This is a genomic window from Streptomyces sp. RG80 (assembly GCF_040446465.1).
GTDB lineage: Bacteria > Actinomycetota > Actinomycetes > Streptomycetales > Streptomycetaceae > Streptomyces.
The window spans coordinates 618,055-633,256 of record NZ_JBEAAJ010000007.1 but is presented as its reverse complement, the minus strand read 5'-3'; the positions used below and the strand labels follow the sequence as shown (position 1 = coordinate 633,256).

The following is a 15,202-nucleotide window of genomic DNA, read 5'->3' as shown; positions in this document are numbered from 1 at the left end:
GTGCTTGTCCTGCTGCCGCCGTCCGAAGGCAAGGCCTCCTCCGGTCGTGGCGCCCCGCTGAAGCTGGAGTCGTTGTCGCTGCCGGGGCTGACCAAGGCCCGCGCGGCCGTGCTCGCCGAGCTCGTCGAACTGTGCGCCGGTGACGAGGACAAGGCGCGCGAGGTGCTCGGACTGAGCGAGGGACTGCGGGGCGAGGTCGGCAAGAACGCCGAGCTGCTGAACGCCGGGGCGCGACCCGCCGGCGAGATCTACACCGGGGTGCTCTACGACGCCCTGGAGCTGTCCACCCTCGACGCGGCCGCGAAGAGGCGGGCGGCCCGTCAACTGCTTGTCTTCTCCGGGCTGTGGGGCGCCGTCGGAGTCGCCGACAAGATCCCCTCGTACCGCTGCTCGATGGGTGTGAAGCTGCCGGGGATCGGGGCGCTGGGCGCGCACTGGCGTACGCCGATGGCGGCGGCGCTGCCCGAGGCCGCGGGTGGTGGGCTGGTGCTGGATCTGCGGTCCTCGGCGTACGCGGCGGCGTGGAAGCCGAAGGGCGAGGTCGCCTCGCGGACGGCGTCCGTGCGGGTGCTGCACGCGCCGACGCGGAAGGTGGTCAGCCACTTCAACAAGGCGACCAAGGGTCGGATCGTACGGTCGCTGCTGTCGGCCGGCGCGGCTCCGAAGGACCCCGCCGCGCTGGTGGAGGCGCTGCGGGACCTGGGGTACGTCGTGGAGGTGGAGGCTCCCAAGGGGGCCGGGAAGGCCTGGACGCTGGACGTTCTGGTGGACGAGATCCACTAGGCGTCACCTCGCGATTGCATCCTCTGCAACGCTCGTTGCGCACATCGCTCCTCCTGGGCACGATGAGGCCATGCCCTCGTCGCTGCCCTCATCCACGCATGCCTCCGTGCTGGACCTCGCCCCCGTCGTGCCCGTCGTCGTCGTCCGGGACCTCTCCGATGCCGTGCCGCTGGCGCGGGCGCTGGTGGCCGGAGGGCTCCCGGCGATAGAGGTGACCCTGCGGACGCCGGTCGCGGCGGCGGCGATCCGGGTGATCGCCGACGAGGTGCCGGACGCGGTGGTCGGAGCGGGGACCGTCATCACGCCGGCCCAGGTGACCGAGTGCGTCGCCGCCGGGGCCCGCTTCCTGGTCAGCCCGGGCTGGACGGACGTACTGCTGGAGGCGATGCGGGCGAGCGGGGTGCCGTTCCTGCCGGGGGTGTCGACCGCGTCGGAGGTCGTCGCGCTGCTGGAGCGCGGGGTGCGGGAGATGAAGTTCTTCCCTGCACAGGCCGCGGGCGGGACGGCGTATCTGAAGTCGCTGGCCGGGCCGTTGCCGCAGGCGCGGTTCTGCCCGACCGGGGGTATCGGTGCGGCGAACGCGCCGGAGTACCTCGCCCTCCCCAACGTCGGCTGCGTGGGCGGGACCTGGATGCTGCCGGACGACGCGATCGCCGCGCGGGACTGGGGCCGCGTCGAGGAGTTGGCCCGCGCCGCGTCCGGTCTCAGGCCCGCAGGTGGGACGTGTCGTTGAAGAGCCGGACGCTCGCGTTGCCGTCCGCGTAGTACGCCACGGCGGACAGGGACGCGGCCGACAGCTCCATCCGGAACAGGGACTCCGGCGGGGCTCCGAGCGCCAGTCGTACGAACGTCTTGATCGGCGTGACATGCGTGACCAGCAGGACCGTGCGCCCCGCGTACGCCGCGATCAGCTTGTCCCTGGTCGCCGCGATCCGGGTCGCCGTGGCCGCGAAGCTCTCACCGCCGCCGGTGGGTTCGGCCTCGGGGTCCGACAGCCACCGGGTGAGGTCGTCCGGGTACCGCTCCCGCACCTCGGCGAAGGTGAGCCCCTCCCACGCCCCGAAGTCGGTCTCGCGCAGCCCGTCGTCGACGGTGACGTCGATCCCGAGCCGCTCCGCCACGGCGGCCGCGGTCTGCCGGGTACGGGTGAGGGGCGACACGACGATGTCCTGGATCGTCCCGCGCCGGGCCAGCGCGGCGGCGACCCGCTCGGCCTGGTCCCGGCCCACGTCGGAGAGCGAGGGATCGGTGCCGCCGCTCCCGGAGAAGCGCTTCTGGGGAGTCAACGGCGTCTCCCCGTGCCGCAGCAGCACGAAGGTCGCGGGCGCGCCCATGTCGGCCGGCGCCCACCCGGGGCTCGCCACGGCCTTGGCGGCACGCACATCGGCCTCGGCCTTGACCGCGGAGGACGACGAAGAGGGAGAGGGAGCGGCATTGGCGGCGGAAGCCGAGGCCAGTGCCGCGCGTGCCCGCGCCGCGCCGGCGGCCGCGTCCCCCGGCGGGCCGGACGGCTCGGGCGCCGCGCCCTTCGCGCCCCGTTCCGCACCGCCCGCGGCCCTCGCGTCCAGCTCCGCCGTAGAAGCCGACGCCGACCACTGCTCGCCGCGCTTGCCCGCGTCCATCGCCTCGTTGGCCAGGCGGTCCGCGTGCTTGTTGCTCTCCCGGGGGATCCACTCGTAGGTGACCTGGTCCGCCGGGTACACCCGGCCGGCCTCCATCGCCAGCGGCTTCATGTCCGGGTGCTTGATCTTCCAGCGTCCCGACATCTGCTCGACGACGAGCTTGGAGTCCATGCGGACGTGGACCGACGCGGTGGGGTCCAGTTCGTGCGCGGCGCGCAGGCCCGCCACCAGGCCCCGGTACTCGGCGACGTTGTTGGTCGCGACGCCGATGTACTCGGCCCGCTCGACCAGCGTCTCGCCGGTCGCCGCGTCGATGACCACGGAGCCGTAGCCCGCGGGTCCGGGGTTGCCCCGGGACCCGCCGTCGGCCTCGACGATGAACTCCCGCACCGCACAGACTCCTAGAGGCCGGACTCGGACGTGCGCACCAGAATGCGGCGGCAGTTCTCGCAGCGCACCACCGTGTCCGGCGCGGCCGCGCGGATCTCGTTGATGTCGGTGATCGCCAGCTCCTGACGGCAGCCCTGGCAGGTCCGCTGGTACAGCTTCGCCGCGCCGATGCCGCCCTGCTGCTCGCGCAGCTTGTCGTAGAGCTTGAGCAGGTCCGCGGGGACCGTGCCGGCGATGACCTCGCGCTCCTTCGTCACCGTGGCGACCTCGCCGTCGATGACCTCGTACGCCGCGTCCCGGCGGGCGGTCGCGTCGTCGGTCTTGCCCTGCACCGCGCCGACCCGCTCGGTCAGCTCGGCGACCCGCTCCTGCGCGGACTCACGGCGCTCCATGACCTCCAGGACGACGTCCTCGAGGTCGCCCTGGCGCTTGGCGAGGGAGGCGATCTCGCGCTGGAGGTTCTCCAGGTCCTTCGGGGAGGTGATGGCACCGGAGTCCAGGCGCTGCTGGTCGCGGGCGGCGCGCTGGCGCACCTGGTCCACGTCCTGCTCGGCCTTGGTCTGCTCGCGGGCGGTGTCGCTCTCCTCGGTCTGCGCGGCCACGAGCAGGTCGCGCAGCTGGGCGTGGTCCTTGGTCAGCGACTCGATCTCGGCGTGCTCGGGCAGCGACCTGCGCTTGTGCGCGAGCTGCTGGAGGCGGACGTCGAGGGCCTGGACGTCGAGGAGGCGGATCTGGTCGGCGGGCGCGGCGTTCAGTTGGGGGCTCCCGTGGAATCGGTGGTGGTGGACGCCGCGTGGGCGGTCCAGGGGTCGGTGACCGTCTTGGAGACATGGACCCGCAGGTCCCATCCGTGGCGGTCGGAGATCTCGTCGAGCTGGGTGGCGGCCAGCTCGCACCAGGGCCATTCGGTGGCCCAGTGCGCGGCGTCGAGCAGCGCGAGAGGACTGTGGGCGCGGGCCTCGGACGCCGGGTGGTGGCGCAGGTCCGCGGTGAGGAAGGCGTCGACGCCGGCGGCGCGTACGACGTCGAAGAGGCTGTCGCCGGAGCCGCCGCTGACGGCGACCGTGCGGATCGTCGACTCCGGGTCGCCGGCCACGCGGATGCCCTGCGCGGTGGCGGGGAGGCGGGCCGCGGCCCGCGCCGCGAACTCCCTGAGCGGCAGCGGATGGTCCAGCTCGCAGATGCGGCCGAGGCCGCGGCGGCCGTCCTTGTCGGAGGGGTCCGGCACCAGCGGTCGTACGACACGAAGGTCCAGCGCGCCGGCGAGGGCGTCGGAGACACCCGGGTCGGCGGAGTCCGCGTTCGTGTGGGCCACGTGCAGGGCGATGTCGTTCTTGATGAGCGTGTGCACCGCCCGGCCCTTGAAGTGGGTCGCCGCGACCGTCGTCGTGCCGCGCAGATAGAGCGGGTGGTGGGTGACCAGCAGGTCGGCGCCCAGCTTCACGGCCTCGTCGACGATCTCCTGGACCGGGTCGACCGCGAACAGGACCCGGGAGACCTCCTGGTCCGGGTCGCCCACGACCGTGCCGACCGCGTCCCAGGACTCGGCCCGCTCGGCGGGCCACAGGTTCTCCAGCGCGGCGATGACTTCAGACAGACGGGGCACGGGGGAAAGGCTACCTGGCTGGTCTGTGCCGATGTACCGGTCCGGCTCCCGATGACCCCGCGCAGCACAATCGCCCCGGTTTCCTCAGGCGAATCGTTCCTGGGCCACCCCTTTGTGTGAAGCGATCGTCGGCCCGTCCCACGTCTGTGCGTGCGAAAACTAGCTTCGTGGCCGGAGGTGACCGAACGATGACGGCCTGTGCGATCGAGCCCACGGCGGCGGACGAGGACGGTACGCCGCAGGCTGGCTGCACGATCACCGCGGACGGCGCGTACGCCGCCCGCCTCACCCGGGACGGCGACTCCTGGTTCCCGGAGCGCTGGACGCTGGACGGCCCCGAGCCGTACGCGGTGCCGCTGCCGGGCAACCAGCCCGAGGAGCCCGGCACCGAGGTGCAGCCGATGGCCGACGGACGGGTTCTGATCAGGCGGTTCACGGACGGGCGGCACAACTTCTCGCTGCTCTACCCGACCGGCCCCGGCACCGGTGAGCTGCCGCTCGGGGCGGTCGAGTGCCCCGAGGAGGGCACCCGGCTGTGGCTGCTGCCGCCCCCGCCGGGGGGTGAGAAGGCGTACGCCCTCGCTGTCGGCCGGCATGCGAGCGCGGTGTGGCTGGTGGCGGGGGGCGCCTTCGGTCCCGAGCATCTCGCGGAGATCCCGGGGCGCTGCTCGGGCGGGGTGTGGCTGGACCGTACGGGACGGATGCTGGCGCTGGACCGGGAGGTCGGCGGGTGCACCAAGGCGATCGTGGTGGACCTGGAGCGCGGTGGCGAGGTCTCGCCGCTGCTTCAGATCGCGGCCGGCAGCGACGACCGGCTGTTGCTCGCCGACCCGGACAGCGGACTGCTGCTGATCCGCTCGGACGCGCCCGGTGCGGAGCGGCTCGGCTGGGGGGTGCTGGGCAGCACGCTGCCGGTGCGCTTCCCGGAGAGCCTGCGGATGCCCGAGTGCGTGGTGACGCCGTTCGCCGTTCAGCCGGGGCAGGTGCTGATGCCGGAGAGCTGTGCGGTGGCGCTGCGGATCGACGGACCGGTGGGCAGTTGGGTCGGGGTGTGGCGGCCGGACCGGCGGCGGGTGCACCATCTCGCGGCGCCCATGGGGTGGTTGACCGGCGCCGGGTTGTGGACGCGGGACGGGGTGCTGCGACTGCCGTACGCCACGGACGAAGTGCCGTGCGGGGTGGCGGAGTTGACGGTGCCCACGGGGGAACCGGGGGACGGGGGAAGGACGGGGGACGCGGGCCTGGAGGATCCGGTCCGGGACGGGACGGTCGACGAGTCGGCGCCGGGGAGGCCGCCGGGCTCGGACGGGCCGTCGGAACCGGATCCTCCGGAGCCTGTGGCGCTGAGACCGGTGCCGCTGGGGAAGGCGCCGTTGGAGGCACTCGGGAAAACGGCTCCGAAAAGCCTCGGGAAGACGGCGTTGGGTGGTCTTGTAACGAACTAGTGCCGGTTGGCGTGGCCGCCTGGATTCGCCCCGTGGTGTGCCGGTTAAACTCGCCCGGCTGTTAGAAAGATCATGTTGACGGGGTGAGTTCTTCCGATGAGCGACGCAAGCACGATTCAGCCGCCGCGCACCGATGTCCACGAGTCTGCCGGGCACGGCAGGCACCGGGGTTCGGTCTCGGCCCACGACGGTGAGACGGCCCCTCGCGGCCGGCACCGCAAGCCGGTCTCGGCCTCCTTGGAGGAGACCGAGACGGCGGCCTGAGGTCGTACGACGACGGCCCCGTTCACCCTGGCGGTGAGCGGGGCCTACTCCTTTTTCAGCCCCAGTACCTCGGTCGCCGCGAAGGTCTCTCCCGACGGCCGTCCCGCGTAGTGCGGGGTGAGCAGCGCGTCCAGTTCGTCGTAGGTGAAGGTCTCCTGCTTGCTGTCGAACTTGGCCTGCACACGCGGCCGTTCGACGACGGCGACCATCCCTCCGTGTACGACGAGCAGCTGGCCGTTGACGCGTGCGGCGGCCGGTGCCGCCAAGTAGCCGACGAGCGGGGCGACATGCTCGGGGGCGAGCGGGTCGAGCCCGGCGTCGGGTGGTTCGAAGCCCGCGAAGACGTCCTCGGTCATCCGGGTGCGGGCGCGCGGGCAGATGGCGTTCGCAGTGACGCCGTACTTGGCGAGGGCGAGGGCCGTGGAGGTGGTGAGGCCGACGATGCCGCCTTTCGCCGCCGCGTAGTTGGGCTGTCCGGCCGAGCCCGCGACGAAAGCCTCCGAGGAGGTGTTCACGATCCGCCCGTACACCGGCCCACCGACCGCCTTGGACCTCTCCCGCCAGTGCGCGGCGGCGAAGCGGGTGGTGTTGAAGTGCCCCTTGAGATGGACCCGGATCACCGCGTCCCACTCCTGCTCGGCCATGGAGAAGACCATGCGGTCGCGCAGGATGCCCGCGTTGTTGACGAGGATGTCGAGCTTGCCGAACTCCTCGACGGTCAACCGGACGAGCTGTTCGGCCTGTTGGAAGTCGGCGACGTCCCCGGTGTGGGCGAGCGCCTTGCCGCCCGCCGCGCGGATCTCGGCGGCGACCTCCTCCGCGGGACCCGCGGAGGCCGCGCCGGAGCCGTCCCGGCCGGGCTGGCCGTAGTCGTTGACGACGACGGCGGCGCCGAGCCGGGCGAGTTCGAGCGCCTCGGCCCGGCCGAGACCCCGACCGGCGCCGGTGACGATCGCGGAGAGCCCTTCAAGTGGCAGTGACATCCCCGGAGTTCTCCTCAGATCTCTATGCAGGTACGGAGCGAGGTGCCCGTCCGCATCTGGTCCAGGGCCTCGTTGATGTCGGCCAGCGGGACCCGGTGGGTGATCAGGCCCTCCAGGTCGACACGGCCGGCCCGCCACAGGGCGATGGTCCGCTCGTAGGAGGTCAGGACGTCGCCGCCGCCGTACATGGACGGCAGGATCCGCTTCTCGTCGAAGAACAGCTCGAACATGTTGAACTGGAGGTTGTCGTCCATGGCGCCCGCGCCGACGACGACGAGGGTGCCGCCGCGCCGGGTGTTGTCGTACGCGGTGCGGGCGGTGGCCGACTTGCCGACGACCTCGAAGACGTAGTCGAAGCCCTCACCGGCGGTGATCTGCTGCTTGGCGTCGGCCAGCTCGTCGGGGGAAACCGCCCTGGTGGCACCGAACTTGAGGGCGGACTCGCGACGGGAGAGCACCGGGTCGACGGCGACGATCTCCGCCGCGCCCTTGAGCCGGGCACCCTGGATGGCGGAGATGCCGACGCCGCCGCAGCCGATGACCGCGACCGACGAACCGGCGGCCACGTCGGCGGTGTTGAGGGCGGCGCCGAGTCCGGTGGTGACCCCGCAGCCGATGAGCGCGGCGATGTCGAAGGGCACGTCGTCGGGGATCGGCACCGCGCAGCCGGCGTCGACGACGACCTCCTCGGTGAAGGTGCCGGTGCCCGCCATGCCGAAGACGTCTCCGGCGGGGCGCCTGAAGTTGGGGGTGCCGGCGTTCATGAACCCGGCCAGACACAGCTCGGTCTGGCCGCGCTTGCAGGCGGAACAGGCACCGCAGGCGGGCAGCCAGCAGACGACGACCCGGTCACCGGCCTTCAAGTGGCTGACGCCCTCCCCGACTTCGAGGATCTCGCCCGCACCCTCGTGACCGGGCACGAAGGGCGCCGGCTGCGGCAGCACTCCGCTCATCCCGGACAGGTCGGAGTGACACAGCCCCGCGGCCCGCACCCTTATCCTCACCCGTCCGGGGCCGAACCCCACCGCCTCGACGTCGTCGAGGACCTCCAGCTTGTCCTGGCCGATCTCGTGCAGTACGGCTGCGCGCATGGTGCGGCTCCCCTCGACAGCGGGTGGAATCAGGTGTGTTGGACGACGGTGTCGGCGAGCACGGGCGCGTCGCCCCGCTCGACGGCGCTGACGGCGACCCGCACGGAGTCCGCGCCGGACCACATCCGGATGCGCAGGGTCTCCCCCGGGTACACGACCCCGGCGAACCGGGTGTCGTACGACCGCACCCGGGTCACGTCCCCGCCGAGCAGCGTGTCGACGACCGCCTTGAGCGTGATGCCGTAGGTGCACAGTCCGTGCAGGATGGGCCGCTCGAAGCCGGCGACCTTGGCGAACTCGGGGTCGGCGTGCAGGGGGTTCCAGTCGCCGGAGAGGCGGTAGAGCAGGGCCTGGTCCTCGCGGAGGCGCCGTTCGACGACCCGGTCGGGCTCTCCGGAGGGCGGGTCGAGACGGCCCGACGGTCCACGGTCGCCGCCCCATCCGCCCTCCCCCCGTACGAAGATCTGGGCGTCGTTGGTCCACAACGGGCCCTCGGCGTCGGCGACTTCGGTGCGCATCACGAGGACGGCGGCCTTGCCCTTGTCGTAGACCGCGGCGATCCGGCCGGTGGCGGTGGCGGTGCCCTCGGCGGGAAGGGGCCGGTGGATGGTCAGTGACTGGCCGCCGTGCAGGACCTTGGCGAGGTCGACCTCGATGCCCGGCATGGACAGTCCGCTGATGACCCCGGGCGAGCCGGAGCCGGCGACGGTGGCGAAGCTCGGCAGGACGTGCAGCCTGGACTCGAGGGTGTAGCGCAGTTCGTCGGGATCGGTCGCCGGGATGCCCGCTCCGATGCCGAGGTGGTAGAGCTGCACGTCCTTGGAGTTCCAGGCGATCTCGCCGGTCCGGGGTTCGGCGGCCACGGCCTTGGCGGCGTCGATGGGCATGGGGCTCCTGGGGGCTCGCTCGTGGGTTCGGAACCTCGGTGCGGCCGTCCGCACCGTCGGCCGCACCGAGGTCGTTCACGGGGCCGGGCCGGAGGCGTTCGTCGGTGCTCGTTCTAGAACGCGTTCCAGTACGGCGACCCCTGTATAGCCCAGCTCCCGACAGTTGTGAAGACTGCTGACGGCATGTCAGAAACCGGGGTCGGCGAGGGGTCGGTGACATTTGTACCGCCGGTTTCCGTACAAGCGCCTCTGCCGCGCAGGTGGGCGGGTTCGTAGCGTGGGAGTCATGACACAGGCGAACGGTCGACAGGGGGGTGGGCACATGTCCTGGCTACGGAAGGCGTCGTGCCGTATGGACGCCTGGCAGGTGGCGCGGGCGGGCTGGAAGTCGGACATGGAGCGGTTCAAGGCCGACCAGCGCGCCGCACGCCGCAACGGCAAGCCTCCCGAGAACCCGGGCCCGCCGCCCACCGGCTTCTCCCTCCTGCCCTGGCTGCTGATGGGCATGGGCGCCTTCTCCAACCTCTTCCAGGCCGGCACCGCACAACCATGGCTGGGCGCCCTGGGACTGCTCACCTTCAACTCCCTCTACATCTACGTTGTCTTCCGCGCCTTCGTGAAGGAGAAGCGCGAGGCCCGCTCCACCCGGGTGGCGCTGCTCCTGATGGGCCTGGTCACCTGCGCCCTGGCCGTCGGCTACGGCGGCAACTGGCTGTTCTTCTTCCCACTGCTCGGACTGGCCACCGGCGCGGTGACCCGGGGCCCGTGGCTCGGCCGGGTCGGCCTCGGCCTCACGGGGCTCGCCGTCGCCGTCTCCGCGGTCCGGGAGGGCTGGGACGCGGTGAACATCGGCTACGCCACGTTCCTGTCGACCATGGTGACCGCGGCGATCCTGTCCTTGGCCGAGGCGGTACGGGAACTGCGTGCCGCCCGCGAGGAGCTGGCCCGGCGCGCGGTGGAGAAGGAGCGCCTGCGGTTCTCCCGCGATCTGCACGACCTGCTCGGCCACACCCTGTCGGTGATCGTGGTGAAGTCGGAGGCGGCCCGGCGACTGGCCCCACGCGATGTGGACGCGGCCCTCGCCCAGATCACCGACATCGAGTCCGTCGGCCGCCAGGCGCTGACGGAGATCCGGGAGGCCGTGACGGGCTACCGCGAGGGAAGCCTCGGCACGGAGATGGACCGGGCCCGCTCGGCGCTTACGGCCGCGGGAATCGAGCCCGTCGTACGACACTCCGGGCCACCGCCGGCCGCCCAGACGGAGACACTGCTGAGCTGGGTGGTACGGGAGGCGGTGACCAACGCGGTACGGCACAGCGGGGCTTCACGGTGCGAGATCTCCGTCGACGGGGAGGTGGAGCGCGTGCGACTGCGAGTGGCGGACGACGGACGTGGCCCCACGGAGACGGCGGGAACCCAGGGCACCGGCCTGAAGGGGCTGACGGAACGCCTCGCGGCGGCGGGCGGTCGGCTGGAGGCGGGGGCGGGGCCGCGGGGCGGGTTCGTGGTGACGGCTGAGCTGCCGGTGGAGGGGGTGCAGGTGCCGGTGGAGAGGGTGGAGGCGCCGGTGGAAGGGGTGCAGGTGCTGGTGGAGAGGGTGGAGGCGCCGGTGGGGGGCGCGGGTTTGTCGGTGGGCGTCACGGATCGGTCCGTGGAGGGGACTGCCTGCCTCGCGGAGGATGCCGTCCTCCCGGCGGAAGGCGTGGCGCGGGTGGAGGCGTGAGCCTGCCCGTGGGCGTCGCGGACCTCTCCGTGGAGGGGACGGTCCTTCCCCTCGAGGCGCCCCTTCCCCTGGAGGCGGCCCTCCCCGCGGAAAGTGTGGAGCGGATGGGGCCGTGCGCCTCAGAAGTGGGTGGGGATTCCGAAGGCTCGGCGGATCTGGGCCATGTCGTGTCGGTCGCGTTCCGTCGGCTCGTATCCCTGGTGGAAGTGGACCTGCTGCTCGGCGGAGAGGCAGGGGACGGGGGTGCCCCCGATGGTGCCGGTCACGAAGGCGGAGGGCGGGTAGTCGAAGGGGCGGTCCGGTTCGAGGGAGGCCTGCGTCGCGGAGCCGTCCGCCGCGAAGACGAGCGGATGCAGGTCGATCTCCCGCCCGTCCGGCGCCGTGACCACGAACCGCACCGGCCGCCAGTCCAGGCTCTCCACGAACCCGGCATCGGCCAGCGCGGCGAGAACCGCGGGCTCCTGCTCCCGCCGATGCATCAGATCCAAATCCCGATGGTCCCGGGTCCGCTCACCGACCAGCGCGTCGATCCCCCAGCCCCCGCCGACCCAGACCTCCACCTCCGCCCGCCGCAGCAGCGCGAGCACGCTCAACACGTCATCGGATGTCATCACTTGAGGCAAGCTACCCGCGACCGAGGCGGCCACCGCGAGCCATATCGCCCCGGCGCCGCACCGGGCGCCCCCGGCCCCCGCGCCCTACCCTGAGGCCGTGAACGAGATGCCCCGGGATCACCGGCCCGCCAAGTCCATCAGGGTTCTGCTCGCCGAGGACCAGGGCATGATGCGGGGCGCGCTCGCGCTGCTGCTCGGGATGGAGCCGGACATCGAGGTCGTGGCCCAGGTGGGCACCGGCGACGTGATCGTGGACGCGGCGCTCACCCACCGCCCGGACGTCGCGCTCCTCGACATCGAGCTGCCCGGCAAGAGCGGCCTCGACGCCGCCGCCGAGCTCCGCGACGAGGCCCCCGACTGCCGGGTCCTGATCCTGACCACCTTCGGCCGTCCCGGCTATCTCCGCCGGGCCATGGAGGCGGGCGCCGCGGGCTTCCTGGTCAAGGACGGCCCGGTCGAGGAACTGGCCTCCTGCATCCGCCGTGTCCTGACCGGCGAGACGGTCATCGACCCGGCCCTGGCCGCGGCCGCCCTCAGCGCCGGCCCCAACCCGCTCACCGCCCGCGAGTGCGACGTACTGAGCGGCTCGGCGGACGGCGCGACGGTCGCGGACATCGCGTCCGCCCTCCACCTCTCCGAGTCCACGGTCCGCAACTACCTCTCCTCCGCCATCGGCAAGACCGGCACCCGCAACCGGATGGAGGCGCTGCGGGAGGCACGGCAGCGGGGGTGGCTGTAGACCGCCTGCACCCCCGAGACGCCGCACCGCCGCCCAGCTCACCGGCGACACCTGCGTTTCCTACGCCGGCGTCTTCACCAGCGTCACCCCCACCTCCTTGAACACCGTCCCCTCCGGTGCCCGGCACACGAACCAGTCCACCGGGGAGCCCTCCGCCGGGCGGATCGCGGGGTCGTCGCTGTTGACGTCCGAAGGCGCGGGGACCCTGTCGGCCTTGGTCGTCGTGCCGTTCTTCCAGGTGCAGCCGACCTGCTGGGCGTCATGGCCGACCATGCCGATGACCAGGCGCTCGGGGGCACCGTCGCGGTCGGCGAAGGGGATCGCGGCGGACTGGAGGTCCGTGCCCCGCATCGCCTCGCCCTTGGTGAACTCGTCCTCGAACACGCCGCGCCGCTTGTCGCCGTAGCTGAAGGAGACGACGTACGAAGTCCTGCCGATCAGCTGGGAGGCCTCGGTCACGCCTGTCGGGACGTCGCCGTACTCGCCCATCGCCTCGAACTGGCCCGCTGCCTGGACCTCGGTCCGCGGGGCCGCCCAGACGTCGATGTAGACCCGCCACTCCTTGCCGTTCTCCGTGCCGGTCGCGAGGGTCGTCCGGGCGGGGGTGAACAGGTCGGTTTCCGGCGTCGCCGACTGGGTCGCCGCCGGTGCCACCGTCCCGTCCCCGCCCGGCAGCCCCGCCACCGCAATCGTCGCCGAGGAGCCGGCGAGCACCAGGGCCGTGGCCGCGGCGACCGCCCAGCGGCGGGCCTTGCGACGGCGTCCACCCTGGATCACCGCCTGGTAGGGGGCTATACCGATCTCGACCTCGTCCGCGGCGCCGGCCAGCAGCTGGGTGATGTCGCCGTTCGTCATGTCGTGGTTCGTCTCCCGGTCCGCGCTCATCACTTCCGCCCTCCCTGCGTCGCCATGTCGGACAGCCCCGGTATGGCGCGGAGTTTCGCGATTCCCTTGGCCGCGTTGCTCTTGACCGAACCGACGGAACAGCCCATCGCCTCGGCGGTCTGTGTCTCGGTGAGGTCCTCCCAGTAGCGCAGGACGACCGCCTCGCGCTGCCGTGGCGGCAGTTGCGCCAACGCCTTCAGCAGGGCGTTGCGGTCCTCGGCCTGGGCGATGCGGTCACCGGTGTCGGCGACCTCGCGGACCAGGCCCGAGTCGTCCTTGGGCGCCAGGAACTCCCGGAGTTTCCGACGGTGTTTGCGTGCGTGCGCGTTGATCATCACGCGCCGTACATACGCCTCCGGGTCGTCGGCCGAGCCGACCCTGCGCCAGGCCACGTAGACCTGTTCCAGGGTCGACTGGACCAGGTCCTCCGCGGCGTGCTGCTCCCCCGTGAGGAGAAATGCCGTCCTCATCAACCGCGGCCAGCGGCCGATGACAAAGCTCTGGAACTCCTCGTCCCGAGCCTCCTTGCGATCCCCCATGGGCACCTCCTAGATGTCTAAAGGAGTCCATGGACCGCACAGACCGTTGCCTCTGTTCTACGACTTCGCGGAAATTCCTCGCGGCAGCCACACCAGCATCAGCACCACCCCGGCGACCAGCACGCCGGCCCCGGCCCGGAACACCAGCGCGTATCCCTCCGTCAGCGCCTCGGGGCTCGTACTCCCGGCCGTCCGCGCCGCCGCGATCGTCGACATCACCGCGAGCCCCAGCGAGCCGCCCATCGTGCGCGAGGTGTTGACCAGGCCCGACACCAGCCCCGCCTCCCCCGGCGCCGCCCCGGACGTGGCCAGCGCGGCCAGCGGTGTGGTCGCCAGGCCCGCGCCCAGCATCATCAGGATCCCGGGGCACATGACGGCCACCACGTACCCGCCGTCCACGGTCATCGTCGACTGCCAGCCGAACCCGGCCACCGCGACGCCGGTTCCCAGCACCGCCACCAGCCGCGCGTTCAGCGCCCGCATCAGCCGTGGCGCCGCCTTCGAGCCCAGGACCACGGCCAGGGAGCTCGGCACCAGGGCGAGGCCTGCCTCCAGCGGCGAGTAGCCGAGCACGTTCTGGGCGTACAGCGTCATGAAGAACCACATGCAGAACATCGCCGAGCCGGACAGGAACATGGCCACGTTCGCCGAGGCCACGGATCGCAGGCGCAGCAGTCCGAGCGGCATCAGCGGCGCCGCCGTACGCGACTCGACCAGCAGGAACGCCCCGATCAGCCCCAGTCCGAGGAGCAGCGGAAGGACCGTCTCCGAGGACGTCCACCCCTCGGCCTCGGTCTGGGAGATGCCGTAGGCCAGGGTGGCCAGTCCGGCCGTCACCAGCAGCGCGCCCGGCAGGTCGAGCCGCCGTCCGTCACCGGCCCGGCTCTCGGTCAGCCACCACAGGGAGCCGAGGAGTACGACGGCGCCGACCGGCACGTTGATCAGCAGGGTCCAGCGCCAGGACCACACGTCGACCAGCGCTCCGCCGACGAGTCCGCCGGCCGCGCCGCCACCGCCGCCGACCGCCGTCCAGGTGGCGATGGCACGCGCGCGTGCGGGCCCCTCGGGTACGGCGGACGTGACGATCGTGAGCGTCGAGGGCGCCAGCACCGCCGCGCCCAGCCCCTGCGCGGCCCGCGCGAGCAGCAGCTGCCAGCCGTCCTGGGCCAGTCCGCCGCCCAGCGAGGCCACGGTGAACAGGCCGAGCCCGACCAGGAACATCCGCTTGCGGCCGTAGAGGTCACCGGCCCGTCCGCCGAGCAGCATGAACCCGGCGAAGGCGATGGCGTACGCGTTGACGACCCATTGCAGGCCCTGCTCGCCGAGGCCCAGGTCGGCCCGTATCGACGGCAGCGCCACGTTGACGACGGACACGTCGAGGACGACGAGGAACTGCCCGGCGCAGGCGAGCGCGACGACGAGCCAGGCGGGCGGCGCGGGTCGGCGACGGGAGGGGGCGGAGACTTCGGCGGCTGCGGGCATGGGTGTCATGCTCTCAACCCCTCCACGCTCCTGGCATCGGGATATCGACGTAGGACCGCAGCCGCACAGGAGGCCGCAGGGAAGGCCGTGCGTCAAGAGAAGATAAAGAAATCGTTAGCTGTCCAAAACATCGGAATAGTTGCCCGGGC

Annotated in this window: 16 protein-coding genes; 6 read left to right on the top strand and 10 right to left on the bottom strand. The window is 72.2% G+C overall.

What is annotated here, in order from left to right:
- Complete coding sequence (gene yaaA / locus ABKA17_RS26665; protein WP_353694763.1) at positions 1-783, top strand: peroxide stress protein YaaA; 783 nt, start codon at positions 1-3, stop codon at positions 781-783.
- Between the two features lie 70 nt (positions 784-853).
- Positions 854-1,516: a bifunctional 4-hydroxy-2-oxoglutarate aldolase/2-dehydro-3-deoxy-phosphogluconate aldolase gene (gene eda / locus ABKA17_RS26660; RefSeq protein WP_353694762.1), complete on the top strand. Its 663-nt coding sequence runs from the start codon at positions 854-856 to the stop codon at positions 1,514-1,516.
- On the opposite strand, the gene ABKA17_RS26655 is transcribed toward eda, so the two are convergent.
- From ABKA17_RS26655 to ABKA17_RS26645, 3 genes are read right to left on the bottom strand one after another with little or no spacing between them, the layout of a single operon-like run.
- Positions 1,488-2,795 carry a bifunctional RNase H/acid phosphatase gene (locus tag ABKA17_RS26655; protein ID WP_353694761.1) on the bottom strand — a complete coding sequence of 436 codons (1,308 nt, stop codon included), beginning with the start codon at positions 2,793-2,795 and terminating at the stop codon, positions 1,488-1,490. The genes eda and ABKA17_RS26655 overlap by 29 nt on opposite strands.
- Positions 2,796-2,806: 11 nt before the next feature.
- Complete coding sequence (locus ABKA17_RS26650) at positions 2,807-3,550, bottom strand: zinc ribbon domain-containing protein (RefSeq protein WP_353694808.1); 744 nt, start codon at positions 3,548-3,550, stop codon at positions 2,807-2,809.
- The gene (locus ABKA17_RS26645) at positions 3,547-4,401 is read right to left on the bottom strand and encodes a Nif3-like dinuclear metal center hexameric protein (RefSeq protein ID WP_353694760.1); all 855 of its coding nucleotides are present in this window, start codon (positions 4,399-4,401) and stop codon (positions 3,547-3,549) included. The genes ABKA17_RS26650 and ABKA17_RS26645 overlap by 4 nt, the downstream gene beginning before the upstream one ends.
- Positions 4,402-4,589: 188 nt before the next feature.
- Here ABKA17_RS26645 and ABKA17_RS26640 point away from each other — a divergent pair, with 188 nt between their 5' ends.
- Positions 4,590-5,846 (top strand): hypothetical protein, encoded by a 1,257-nt coding sequence (locus ABKA17_RS26640; RefSeq protein WP_353694759.1) that lies wholly within the window; start codon positions 4,590-4,592, stop codon positions 5,844-5,846.
- Positions 5,847-5,942: 96 nt separating this feature from the next.
- The gene (locus ABKA17_RS26635; RefSeq protein WP_353694758.1) at positions 5,943-6,110 is read left to right on the top strand and encodes a hypothetical protein; all 168 of its coding nucleotides are present in this window, start codon (positions 5,943-5,945) and stop codon (positions 6,108-6,110) included.
- 44 nt (positions 6,111-6,154) lie between these two features.
- Here ABKA17_RS26635 and ABKA17_RS26630 read toward each other — a convergent pair whose 3' ends face one another.
- The 3 genes from ABKA17_RS26630 to chsH3 are packed head-to-tail and all read right to left on the bottom strand — an operon-like array spanning position 6,155 to position 9,071.
- Entirely contained in the window at positions 6,155-7,093 is a 939-nt protein-coding gene (locus ABKA17_RS26630; protein ID WP_353694757.1) for a 3-oxoacyl-ACP reductase, read from the bottom strand.
- Between the two features lie 14 nt (positions 7,094-7,107).
- Positions 7,108-8,184 carry a Zn-dependent alcohol dehydrogenase gene (locus ABKA17_RS26625; RefSeq protein ID WP_353694756.1) on the bottom strand — a complete coding sequence of 359 codons (1,077 nt, stop codon included), beginning with the start codon at positions 8,182-8,184 and terminating at the stop codon, positions 7,108-7,110.
- A 29-nt stretch (positions 8,185-8,213) separates the two neighbouring features.
- The gene (gene chsH3, locus ABKA17_RS26620) at positions 8,214-9,071 is read right to left on the bottom strand and encodes an enoyl-CoA hydratase ChsH3 (protein ID WP_353694755.1); all 858 of its coding nucleotides are present in this window, start codon (positions 9,069-9,071) and stop codon (positions 8,214-8,216) included.
- 322 nt (positions 9,072-9,393) lie between these two features.
- Between chsH3 and ABKA17_RS26615 the strand changes: the two genes are divergently transcribed.
- Positions 9,394-10,794, top strand: a complete 1,401-nt coding sequence (locus ABKA17_RS26615) for a sensor histidine kinase (protein WP_353694754.1) — start codon at positions 9,394-9,396, stop codon at positions 10,792-10,794.
- 119 nt (positions 10,795-10,913) lie between these two features.
- On the opposite strand, the gene ABKA17_RS26610 is transcribed toward ABKA17_RS26615, so the two are convergent.
- Complete coding sequence (locus ABKA17_RS26610) at positions 10,914-11,405, bottom strand: nucleotidyltransferase domain-containing protein (protein WP_353694753.1); 492 nt, start codon at positions 11,403-11,405, stop codon at positions 10,914-10,916.
- A 109-nt stretch (positions 11,406-11,514) separates the two neighbouring features.
- On the opposite strand from ABKA17_RS26610, the gene ABKA17_RS26605 reads away from it, so the two are divergent.
- The gene (locus ABKA17_RS26605; protein WP_353694807.1) at positions 11,515-12,147 is read left to right on the top strand and encodes a response regulator; all 633 of its coding nucleotides are present in this window, start codon (positions 11,515-11,517) and stop codon (positions 12,145-12,147) included.
- 60 nt (positions 12,148-12,207) lie between these two features.
- Here the strand turns inward: ABKA17_RS26605 and ABKA17_RS26600 are convergent, their stop codons facing one another.
- Genes ABKA17_RS26600 through ABKA17_RS26590 form a run of 3 tightly spaced genes read right to left on the bottom strand, consistent with a single transcriptional unit; the run spans position 12,208 to position 15,062 of the window.
- A complete protein-coding gene (locus ABKA17_RS26600; protein WP_353694752.1) occupies positions 12,208-13,032 on the bottom strand; it encodes a hypothetical protein in 825 nt (274 codons plus the stop codon).
- The gene (locus ABKA17_RS26595) at positions 13,032-13,571 is read right to left on the bottom strand and encodes a SigE family RNA polymerase sigma factor (protein ID WP_353694751.1); all 540 of its coding nucleotides are present in this window, start codon (positions 13,569-13,571) and stop codon (positions 13,032-13,034) included. The genes ABKA17_RS26600 and ABKA17_RS26595 overlap by 1 nt, the downstream gene beginning before the upstream one ends.
- A gap of 57 nt (positions 13,572-13,628) precedes the next feature.
- Positions 13,629-15,062 (bottom strand): MFS transporter, encoded by a 1,434-nt coding sequence (locus ABKA17_RS26590; protein WP_353694750.1) that lies wholly within the window; start codon positions 15,060-15,062, stop codon positions 13,629-13,631.
- Positions 15,063-15,202: the final 140 nt, after the last annotated feature.